11 protein-coding genes are annotated in these 10,775 nt (G+C 56.9%); 6 read left to right on the top strand and 5 right to left on the bottom strand.

Translation table 11 applies throughout. From position 1 onward, the window contains the following. Nucleotide 1: 1 nt before the first annotated feature. From QPM17_RS10630 to QPM17_RS10610, 5 genes are all read right to left on the bottom strand, one after another. Complete coding sequence (locus QPM17_RS10630) at nt 2-724, bottom strand: ABC transporter permease (protein ID WP_285390688.1); 723 nt, start codon at nt 722-724, stop codon at nt 2-4. A 3-nt stretch (nt 725-727) separates the two neighbouring features. Further along, the gene (locus QPM17_RS10625) at nt 728-1,432 is read right to left on the bottom strand and encodes an ABC transporter permease (protein ID WP_285390687.1); all 705 of its coding nucleotides are present in this window, start codon (nt 1,430-1,432) and stop codon (nt 728-730) included. Between the two features lie 51 nt (nt 1,433-1,483). Beyond that, entirely contained in the window at nt 1,484-2,236 is a 753-nt protein-coding gene (locus QPM17_RS10620; protein WP_285390686.1) for a transporter substrate-binding domain-containing protein, read from the bottom strand. Nucleotides 2,237-2,323: 87 nt separating this feature from the next. Further along, the gene (locus QPM17_RS10615; protein WP_285390685.1) at nt 2,324-3,094 is read right to left on the bottom strand and encodes an ABC transporter ATP-binding protein; all 771 of its coding nucleotides are present in this window, start codon (nt 3,092-3,094) and stop codon (nt 2,324-2,326) included. A gap of 113 nt (nt 3,095-3,207) precedes the next feature. Next, on the bottom strand, nt 3,208-3,966 hold the full coding sequence (locus QPM17_RS10610) for an FCD domain-containing protein (protein WP_285390684.1): 759 nt from the start codon (nt 3,964-3,966) through the stop codon (nt 3,208-3,210). A 248-nt stretch (nt 3,967-4,214) separates the two neighbouring features. On the opposite strand from QPM17_RS10610, the gene dctP reads away from it, so the two are divergent. The 6 genes from dctP (at nt 4,215) to glcE (ending at nt 10,692) form a co-directional block, all read left to right on the top strand. Next, nucleotides 4,215-5,336, top strand: coding sequence for a TRAP transporter substrate-binding protein DctP (gene dctP / locus QPM17_RS10605; RefSeq protein WP_285390683.1), 1,122 nt, complete (start codon nt 4,215-4,217; stop codon nt 5,334-5,336). Between the two features lie 101 nt (nt 5,337-5,437). Further along, nucleotides 5,438-6,142, top strand: coding sequence for a TRAP transporter small permease subunit (locus QPM17_RS10600; protein ID WP_285390682.1), 705 nt, complete (start codon nt 5,438-5,440; stop codon nt 6,140-6,142). After that, a complete protein-coding gene (locus tag QPM17_RS10595; protein WP_285390680.1) occupies nt 6,139-7,674 on the top strand; it encodes a TRAP transporter large permease in 1,536 nt (511 codons plus the stop codon). Before QPM17_RS10600 ends, QPM17_RS10595 begins: the two co-directional genes overlap by 4 nt. Nucleotides 7,675-7,696: 22 nt before the next feature. Then, complete coding sequence (locus QPM17_RS10590) at nt 7,697-8,122, top strand: GlcG/HbpS family heme-binding protein (RefSeq protein WP_285390679.1); 426 nt, start codon at nt 7,697-7,699, stop codon at nt 8,120-8,122. 40 nt (nt 8,123-8,162) lie between these two features. After that, nucleotides 8,163-9,635 carry an FAD-linked oxidase C-terminal domain-containing protein gene (locus tag QPM17_RS10585; protein ID WP_285390678.1) on the top strand — a complete coding sequence of 491 codons (1,473 nt, stop codon included), beginning with the start codon at nt 8,163-8,165 and terminating at the stop codon, nt 9,633-9,635. Continuing rightward, nucleotides 9,628-10,692, top strand: coding sequence for a glycolate oxidase subunit GlcE (gene glcE, locus QPM17_RS10580; protein ID WP_285390676.1), 1,065 nt, complete (start codon nt 9,628-9,630; stop codon nt 10,690-10,692). The genes QPM17_RS10585 and glcE overlap by 8 nt, the downstream gene beginning before the upstream one ends. The last annotated feature ends 83 nt before the right edge of the window (nt 10,693-10,775 follow it).

Raw genomic sequence — 10,775 nt, 5'->3', positions numbered from 1 at the left:
CTCAGCCACTTACCGGTCGCTGATGACGTAGCAGGTAGTTTTCCAGTTTACGGAACGCGAACACCAGGATAAAGGTTAGTGCCATATACAGCAGTGCCACAAAGATAAAGGCCTCGAAAGGCGCATAGAACCGGGAGTAGATATTCCGCGCAGCACCTGTCAGATCCACCAGGGTCACCACACTGGCAATGGCACTGGCGTGAAGCATGAAGATGACTTCATTAGAGTAGGCCTGCACGGCCCGCCTGGCAGCACTGGGGAGGATTATGCGCCGCATGCGCAAAGCCCAGCTCATTCCGTAAGCTTTTGCCGCCTCAATCTCACCGCTGGGTGTAGCCACGATGGCACCGCGAATGATCTCTGTGGTATAGGCAGCGGTGTTCAGGGTAAAGGCCAGAAGGGCAGGGTAGAAAGCCTCCCGGAAAATGTCCCACCAGAACGTCTGCTGGATACCCTCAATCTGGGCAAGGCCGTAGTAGATGATGTAGAGCTGGATCAGCAGCGGCGTGCCGCGGAAAACATAGGTATACAGCCACACCGGCATATTGATCAGCGGGTTTTTCGATGTGCGCATGATCGCCAGTGGAATAGCGAGGATGAGGCCGAGAACCAGCGACAGGAAGACCAGTTGAACAGTGGTGACCAGCCCGCCCCAGTATTCCATGATGGTGGAGGCAGTAAAGATATCGTTCCGGTTGAGCAGCTCGGCGATAAATTCAGGCATGGTTCAGCTCCCCTGTACCACGCCAACATTGGCGCGCTTGGTGAGCCACTTGATAAACAGCTCGGAAATGGCCGTCAGGCTGAGGTAAACAAACGCCACCGGAATGAAGAAATGGAACGGCATGCGTTCGGCCTTGGCGGCTTCTTCGGCCACTCGCACCATGTCGGTAAGGCCAATGATGGAAACCAGTGCGGTGGTTTTCAGCAGTACCTGCCAGTTATTGCCAAGGCCGGGCAGCGCATGGCGCAGCATCTGCGGCAGTATAATCCGGTGGAACGTGCGCCAGCGGCTGAAGCCATAGGCGCGGGCGGCTTCAATCTGGCCGCTGTCCACAGCCAGGAAGGCGCCCCGAAAGGTTTCCGCCATATAGGCGCCAAAGATCAGGCCAATGGTGAGAACGCCGGCGATAAACGGATCAAACTGGAAGAAAAAATCCACGCCATAGGCGTCATACAGATAATCAGACAGGTTGTTAACGGCCACCTGACCGCCGTAGTAAAACAGAAGCATCATCACCAGGTCCGGTACGCCACGGATCAGGGTGGTGTAGGTGGTCGCTATCCCGATCGCCACCCGACTTCTGGACAGCTTGGCGGAAGCGCCAATCAGGCCAAGAGTCAAAGAGAGGGCAAGCGAAAGAAGCGCCAGCTCAATGGTGACCACTGCCCCATCCAGCAGGGCCGGGCCGTAGCCTTTCAAGTCGATCATGGAAACATCCGGTAAGCAGGGGCAGCCACTCTGGCCGCCCCTCGGCCTGGTTTACATCTTGATGTCGTAAGCGAAGTACTTTTCCATGATGGTGTCGTAGGTACCATCTTCCTTCAGGGTGGCAAGCGCCGCGTTCACTTCTTCAGCCAGTTCCTCGTCGCGCTTGCGCATGGCAACGCCGACACCCTGGCCGAGTTTGACCGGCTCGCCCACTTCCTTGAAGCCTTCCTTGCCCAGGATGGTCTGCTCGCCAACCGGATAGTCAACAAACACCACGTCCAGGCGCTGTCCTTCCAGGTCAAGGACCATGTCGTCCGCGGTGGTGTAGCGCTTGATGTTGACAATGCCGCCCATCTCCTCGGTTACGTAGGTGTCCATGGTGGTGCCGCGCTGCACACCAACGGTTTTTCCTTCCATGGCATCCATGTCGGTTACGTCGGTATCGAAGTCTTCACGTGCGAACCAGCCGCCCGGAGTGTTGTAGTAAGGCTCGGAGAACAGCACCCGCTCGGCACGCTCCGGTGTAATGGACATGGAAGACATGATCAGATCAAACTTGCGGGCGAGCAGACCAGGAATCATGCCGTCCCATGCCTGGATGACGAACTCGCAGTTTGCGTTCATCTCTTCGCACATGGCTTCGGCCAGTTCCACTTCGAAACCGGTCAGCTCACCGTTTTCATCCTTGTATTCGAACGGCTCGTAGGGCACATCGAATGCGATGCGAAGATCGCGCTCCTGGGCATTGGCGACACCTGCCATCATGGCCAGAGCGACGCTTGCTGCAACAATCATTTTTCTCATGAGTCATTTCTCCAATCGTTATTTGCCTTGTGGGCTTTATTATCGGCAGTGGTCTGCCTTTTTGCTGATTTCAAGATAGCACGCGCATCAGAAGTTGGGGGCCAGAAACTGTCTCATTCGCTCCGAATCCGGGTTGTCGAAGACCTTGTCTGGCGTGCCCTGCTCCTCAATCACGCCCTGATGCAAGAACAGGACCTGGGACGACACATCCCGTGCAAAAGACATCTCGTGGGTTACCACGATCATGGTTCTGCCTTCTTCGGCCAGATTCTGCATGACTCTTAACACTTCGCCTACCAGTTCAGGGTCCAGTGCGGAGGTTGGTTCGTCAAACAGCATGACTTCCGGCTCCATGGCCAGTGCCCGCGCGATGGCGGCCCGCTGCTGCTGCCCCCCTGACATCTGGGCGGGATAGTAGTCCTTGCGCTCGTAGATGCCGACCTTGTTCAGGTAGGCTTCGGCCCTTTCAATGGCTTCCTTTTTGGGGACTTTGAGGACGTGAACTGGGGCCTCGATGATGTTTTCCAGAACCGTCATGTGCGACCAGAGGTTGAAGCTCTGGAACACCATGGAAAGCCGGGCGCGAATCAGTTCAACCTGTTTGTTGTCGGCAGGAATGCGTTCGCCTTTGCGATTGGTTGTGAACCGAATCGGGTCGCCGTGCACGATAATGTCGCCGGAAGTGGGCGTTTCCAGCATGTTGATGCAGCGGAGAAAGGTGCTTTTACCGGAGCCGGAGCTGCCGATCAGGGATACAACGTCGCCTTTTTTTGTTTCCAGTGAAATACCCTTGAGTACTTCCAGCTGGTCAAAGGTCTTGTGAATATCCCTGCAGATCAGAGGCGCGGTTTCCGCCATAGATGGCTCCTGAGGCTGTCTTAACAAAGGCGCAAGTTTTACGGACAGTGGTCCCGAAAATCAATACCAATTAATTGTGGATGACTGAAGCCACGATGCAAGCTTTTCGCAAGTTACGCATTCTGTGATGTGGTGATGGTTGGCGCCGACCGGTTGAATGGCTCACGGATAATGGCGGTGCCCTCCTGCTCAAGCCCCCGCATGGCATCGCTGACAAAACGCACATGGGCCATGGCAATGCGCCTGGCGGTTTCGGGTTTTTTTGCCATTACGGCCTGATAAATGCGCTTGTGCTGGCGGGAGATCTTGTTGCGCATTTCCTCCCGCGGATTCAGGTTGGCCACCGACGCCTGGACGGTCAGCAGCATCAGATTCTTGAGGCCATTGAGCACGTGCACCAGCACCGGATTGTGAGAGGCCTCCACAATAGCCTGGTGAAAGCTGTGGTCTGGTCCGGCGTTGGTGAGCGGGTCAGTCTGTTCCAGCGCTGCGTAGGCTTTGGTGATGCGGTGCAGGTCCAGTGTGGTAGCGCGCTTTGCTGCAAGGTAGGCGGCCTGGCCCTCCAGTTGTTCCCGCACTTCCAGGAGGTCATAAAGTGTGCGGGGGTGGCCGTTGAACATCTGCAGCAGGGGGCTATCTTCGCCGTCTTCTTCACCACCGGGCAGGATGCGGGCTACAAAGGACCCCTTGCCATGTTTGGTTTCAATCACTCCGCGGCCCTGCAGTTCATGAAGGGCTTCGCGGATGATGGCGCGTGATACGGCAAGCCGTGATGCCAGCTGTCGTTCTGACGGAATCTTCTGTCCTGGTGCCAGTCCGCCGTCCAGAATAAGCCGCTCAAGTCGATAGGAAATGTCCTGCGCGATCGCCATGGTTGTTCCTGCCAGTGCCACTGGTCTGACCAGTGATTTTTGTTTCCCGGCAAATTGCTGAATTTGTTCCCGGACCAGTAAATATGGCTTATTCCGGGGCATTCGTCCATTGAGCATTCACAAAACTGGTCGGACCACCGGGCATTCCTCTGGACTAAACCCCGCCAGGCTACGAATATCGACCCAATGCCGGCACTTGTCGGCGTTTACCTGACGCAGATAACAACAACGTCAACGGAGATGTGTCGATGAATACCAACAACAATACCGAGCAAACCGTCGTCCCCAGGCGCAGTTTTCTCAAAACAGTCGCATTGGCCACTGCTTTCTGTGGTGCAACCCTGATGGGGGCGGGCCAGGCCCACGCAGCCACCACCTGGAAAATCCAGTCCGTCTGGGATGCTGGCACCGTCGGCTACGACCTGTTCGAGGACTGGTGTAATGGTATGGAAGAGAAATCCGGCGGTGAGCTGATTTTCAAGTGTTTCCCTGCCAAGGCTGTCGCCGCCGATAACAATTCCCTGTTCGATTCGGTTCGCAGTGGCGTTCTTCAGGGCATGAACCCGTTCACCCTGTACTGGTCGGGCAAGATTCCCGCGTCAGTGTTCCTGTCTTCGTACCCGGCCGGTCCTGACCAGCCCCACCAGTGGGATATCATGTTCTATTCCATGGGCATGCTGGAGAAGACCCGCGAAATCTACAAGAAGTTTGGTCTGTTCTACGTTGGCCCCATCCAGCACGATGCCAATATCATCCATTCCAAAGAGCCGGTAAACAGCCTCGATGACCTTAAAGGCCTGAAACTGCGGGTTCCCGGTGGCATGGTCGCCGAGGTGTTCCAGGCGTTCGGTGCTTCCACCGTAAGCCTGCCCGGCTCTGACATATTCCCGGCCCTGGAAAAGGGCACCATCGACGCAGCCGATTATGTGGGCCCGGCGGTGAACTGGGAACTGGGTTTCTCCCAGGTGACCGATTACATCCTGTTCGGGCCTCCGGGCGTCATGTCTATCTACCAGCCAGTGGACCTGATGGATCTGACCGTGAACATGCGTGCCTGGAACGCTCTGGATCCGAAACTCCAGCAACTGGTTGAGGATGAGGTGCGGATCTATTCCCAGAAGCACTACCTGACCATCCAGAAGCGCAACGTTGAGGCCATGGAGAAGTTCAAGAACGCGGGCGATACCGTAAGCCGTCTGAGCCAGGATGACGTGGATGAATGGCGTCGCAAGGCCATTCCGATCTGGTACAAGTGGGCAAACAAGGACGAGGATGCCCGTGCCATCTTCGATATCCAGATCGAGTACATGATGAACGAGACCGTCGGCTATATCGAGGAGTCTGACCTCGAAGGTGTGCCGGGCCGGTAACACCTTGCGGAACCAATAAAAAAAGAAATAGGGGGAAGGTCAGGGACGACTCCGAAGGAGGCGTCCCGCCTTCCCCGTTTTGTGGCTGAGGAAGTATCAACATGTCTGATCTTGAAGGTTTCGGGTTCGTAATGCCGCACTGGTTCTACTGGGGCTGGCTTGCGGTTATGCCGCTGATCATGATGGCCTGGGACAAGTGGAGCAGTGGTCATGGAGGCGAGGCTGCCGAACCGGAATTGACTCCGGGGGAATTGCAGGCGGAAGAGGATGACCCGCTGATCTATCTCCAGTTCGAGGGGAACTGGTTTACCAGGGCAGTGGACTGGATTTGTGACAAATCCGGCCTGTTCGTGTCGTTCTGGACAATCAATGCCGTTGTTTTCTATTTCTTCGGTGTGGTCATGCGCTATATCTTCAACATGCCGACCATCTGGGTCCATGAAGCCAGCTTCCTGCTGCTGGGGATGCAGTACATGCTGGCCGGCGCGTTTGCCATGCTTCATGGCGCCCATGTGCGTGTGGATGTGATGTACAACATGCTGCCGGCGCGGGGAAGAATTGGCCTGGACATCTTTACTTCCATGTTCTTCTTCATCTTTGCCCTGATCCTGCTGACTACCTCCTGGAGCTTCTTCCAGGATTCCTACGCTATGAATGAAACCACGGTTGAGACCTGGGGCATCCAGCACTGGCCGGCCAAAGGCATGATGGTAGTGGGTTCATCTCTTCTCCTACTCGCAGGTATATCCAAGTTGATCAAGGATATTGTCCTGTTTGTCCGTCTTGGCCGGGAGCGCACTGCATGACTACAAATACAACAACTGTGCCGGGTAGTAACCTCATCGGCAAGCTGAGTACCTGGCTGATGATTATCGCCACAGTGGCACTGGCGTTTGTCATCTGTGTCGAAATGATCAACATTCTTTTCTACGATCCGTGGAGCGACGAGAAATTCCTGTTCAAGCTCTCCGGCAGTCTTTCTGACGTCAAGGTCGGTCCTCTGACCTATCTGATGTTCGGTTCTCTGGCCGTGGCCCTGATGATGGGGCTGCCGCTGGCTTTCGTGACCGGTGGTCTCGGGGTGATGTTCATCTACCTGGTGGGCGACGCGATGATGCTGAACCTGGTGCCGGGTCGTATCTTCCCGATGATGACCAACTCTGACCTGGCGGCGATACCGCTGTTTATCTTCATGGCTTCCATGCTTGAACGCGCAGGCCTGATTGAGGAAATGTTCAGCGTGGTCTACAAGTGGATGGGGGGACTCAGCGGTGGTCTGGCGACAGCAACCATCCTGGCCTCTACCCTCCTGGCAGCGATGGTGGGTGTTATCGGAGCTGCCGTTGTCACCATGGGTATCATTGCTCTGCCGGCGATGCTCAAACGTGGTTACGACCAGAAGATCGCGCTTGGCTCGATCATGGCTGGCGGTACCCTGGGCATCCTGATTCCTCCCTCAATCCTGGCGATTCTCTACGCGGTTGTCGCCCAGCAGTCGGTCGGTGAGTTGTATCTCGGCTCCGTGATCCCGGGCCTGATGCTGTCCTCCCTGTACATTGCCTATGTGCTGATCCGCAGCTGGATCAATCCGAAGCTGGGACCGCCCGTGCCGGTGGACGAGCGAATTTCCCTGAAAGAAAAGCTCCTTCTCACGAAGAACCTGATTGCTCCCCTGATTCTGGTGTTTCTGGTGCTGGGTCTGCTGTTCGGTGGCATCGCAACGCCGGTAGAAGCGGCGGGTATCGGCTCCTTTGGCGCCATCGTGGTAGCCATCATGCATGGCAAGTTTTCTATTGGCGGGCTGCGGGAAGCATCGGTAACCACGACCAAGGCTTCCGCCATGGTGCTGTGGATCATGTTCGGAGCCTCGGTTTTCGTTGGCTTCTACATCCTTCAGGGTGGCCAGCAGTTTGTCACCGATGCCATCCTGGGGACGGGCATGTCGCCTTATGGCATTCTGTTCCTGTTGATGTTCCTGCTGGTGGTTCTGGGAATGTTCCTGGACTGGGTAGGTATTCTTCTGCTGGCAGTTCCCATATTCATCCCTATCGTCAAGGCGTTGGAGTTCCAGGGACTGTTTGGGTTCCCGCCGGTGGCCGGCGAAGACGTGGTGCTCTGGTTTGGCGTGCTCTATCTCGTCAACATGCAGATGTCGTTCCTCAGTCCCCCGTTTGGTTACGCCCTGTTCTACCTCCGTGGCGTATGCCCGCCGGAGATATCCATGGCTACGATTTTCAAGTCATCGCTGGTGTTCCTGGCTATTCAGGCGCTCGGCCTGTTCTTGTGTATCATGATACCGGGCCTCGTCACCTGGCTGCCGGGGCTGGTTTACGGTTAATAAATCGAAGGAGTAATGCTTTATGTTGACGATCAAACGACTGGATCTTGCTGACGCGCGGCTCCTCATTGAAGGGGCTGCGGAAAAAGCGCGGGAAATCGGCGTACCCATGTGTATCGCCATCACTGACGAGTCCGGCAACCTGATTGCGTTCGAGCGTATGGACGGTGGCAAGATAACAAGTGTGACGATTGCTCAGGACAAGTCATTTACCGCATCGGCGGCAAAAAAGGCAACCCATGAGTACAACGCAGTCAATGTGCCCGGCAAGCTGGCGTTTGGCATCCATACCGAAGTCGGTGGCCGCATAAGTTCTGTGGGCGGGGGCCTGCCCGTGGTTGTCGATGGTGAGGTTGTGGGCGGCATTGGCATCAGCTCGGGTACGCCCCAGCAGGACATGGACTGCGCCCAGGCCGGCATTGATTATTTTGAAACCAAACGTGGCTGAGGGTTGTCACACCTGAAACCACTCGCATCCAGAGGCTGATATGATCGCCAAGCCCAAAGCCAGCAGAGCGGAGCTGGCAGAGAAGTTCCGCGCGTTTATTGACCCGGACTTCGTCATTACTGATGACGAAACCATGAAGCCCTACGAGTGCGATGGCATGTCCATGTACTGTGAGATGCCGTTGCTCGTGGTGCTGCCGGAAACCGCGGAGCAGGTGCAGCGGGTAATGCGCATCTGTAACGAGTACGAAGTGCCCGTGGTGGCCCGTGGTGCGGGTACCGGCCTGAGTGCCGGTGCCATGCCGCACAAGGAAGGCGTGGTACTGTCGCTGGCCAAGTTCAACCGCATCCTGAACATCGACCCACTGGCGCGCACTGCGCGGCTGCAACCGGGCGTCCGTAACCTGGCTATCAGCGAGGAGGCCGCCCAGTTCGGCCTCTATTACGGGCCGGATCCCTCTTCCCAGATTGCCTGCACTATTGGCGGCAATGTGGCTGAGAATTCCGGCGGCGTACACTGCCTCAAATATGGCCTGACGGTTCATAACATTCTCAGTGTGGAAATGATTACCGCCGAGGGTGAGCGGGTAACCATTGGCAGTGATGCCCTGGATGTCTGCGGCATGGACCTGCTGGCGCTAATGACGGGCTCTGAAGGATTACTGGGTATTGTCACTGAAGTGAAGGTAAAACTGCTGCCCAAACCGGAAGTGGCCCAAGTGGTGATGGCCGGTTTCGACAGCGTTCAGAAAGCCGGTGATGCCGTGGGCGGCATTATCTCCCACGGCATTATTCCCGGTGGCCTGGAAATGATGGACGGTCACGCCATTATCGCCGCTGACGACTTTGCCCAGGCGGGCTACCCGCGGGAGGCAAAAGCACTGTTGCTGTGTGAAGTGGACGGCACCGAAGAAGAAGTACACGAGCACATCGCCCAGGCCGAAGCATTGTTCCGCGAACTTGGCGCCACCTCGGTCAAAACCTCCCAGAGTGAAGAGGAGAGGGCCCTGCTGTGGAAAGGCCGCAAATCCGCTTTTCCAGCCGTTGGCCGTATCTCACCGGATTATTACTGCATGGATGGCACCATCCCGCGGCGTTATCTGGCCCATGTATTGCTCGAAATGGAGAAAATGTCGGAGGAGTTCGGACTGCGAGTCGCCAACGTATTCCACGCCGGCGATGGCAACCTGCACCCGCTGATCCTGTTTGATGCCAACGTACCGGGGGAATTTGAACGTACCGAAGCCTTCGGTGGCCGAATCCTCAATCTTTGTGTGGAAGTCGGCGGCTGCATCACCGGAGAGCATGGGGTCGGTGTGGAAAAAATCCGCCAGATGGCGGTGCAGTTCAACGACGAAGAACTGCAGCAGTTCCACGACGTCAAGGCTGCCTTCGACCCTGCCGGTATCCTCAACCCGGGCAAGGGCGTTCCCGCCCTGCGTTTCTGCCAGGAATACCGCTCCCTGGAACACAAACAACACAAGCACGACACGGTGGACGCTGCGCATGGGTGATATCTCGCAGACACTTAAAGAACAGATTCTCCAGGCCCGACGGACCGGCCAGAAACTCAACATCGAAGGTGGTGGCACCAAGGCATTCATGGGGCGCACCGCCGATAACAATGCCGGCACCCTGAAACTGGGCGAACACACCGGCATTGTTGAATACCACCCGGTGGAACTGGTACTGACCGCCCGTGCCGGCACAACCCTGGCGGAAATCGAAGCGACCCTGGCGGAAGAAGGCCAGTGCCTCCACTTCGAACCACCCAGGTTTGGTGAAGGTTCCACCCTCGGCGGCACCCTGGCCTGCAACCTCTCCGGCCCTGCACGCCCCTGGTCCGGCTCGGTAAGGGACCAGGTGCTGGGCATCCGCCTGCTCAACGGCAAGGGCGAACACTTGCGCTTCGGCGGCCAGGTAATGAAAAACGTGGCCGGCTATGACACCTCCCGGCTCCAGGCTGGCGCCATGGGCACTCTCGGCGCCATCACCGAAATCAGCCTCAAAGTCATGCCCAGACCGGCGATGTCCCTGACCCTGGTTCAGGACATGGCGATGGATGACGTCATTCACTATATGAACAGCCGCGCCAAGGAGCCGAAACCCATCACCGGCGCCGCCTGGGTAGACGGCAAAGTCTATCTGCGCCTGGCAGGCGCCAAATCCGCCGTGGAAGCGACGGCGGAAAAATGGACCGGTGAAGTCATGGAGCAGGGCGACCAGTTCTGGCAGCAGCTGCAGCACATGCAGCACGATTTTTTTGCCGGCGACGAACCACTCTGGCGCTTCTCAGTCGGCTCCACCGCCGACAACCCGGAGCTGGACGGCCCCTGGCTGATCGACTGGGCCGGCTCCCAGCGCTGGTATCGCGGCGATGCCGACATGGCGAAACTGGAAACCCTGGCCCAACGTGCCGGCGGCCAGGTTAGCCTGTTCCGAGGCGGTGACCGCACCGATGAAGTGATGCACCACCAGCCGAGGGCGCTGAAGGAAATCCAGAGCCGGCTAAAAAAATCGTTCGATCCCGACGGTATTTTCAATCCAGGAAGGCTTTACAGCTGGTTGTAAAGTATCGAAAGGTTCGGGAGGTGAGCGGGTAACCCTCTTCTGAAACTGTACGGAGCCATGGATGGCGGAGTCCAAGCGTCACA

Origin of the sequence: Marinobacter azerbaijanicus (assembly GCF_030250645.1) — a bacterium.
GTDB classification, from domain to species: Bacteria; Pseudomonadota; Gammaproteobacteria; order Pseudomonadales; family Oleiphilaceae; genus Marinobacter; species Marinobacter azerbaijanicus.
The sequence above is the reverse complement of the archived record's forward strand: the minus strand, read 5'-3'. Positions and strand labels throughout refer to the sequence as shown.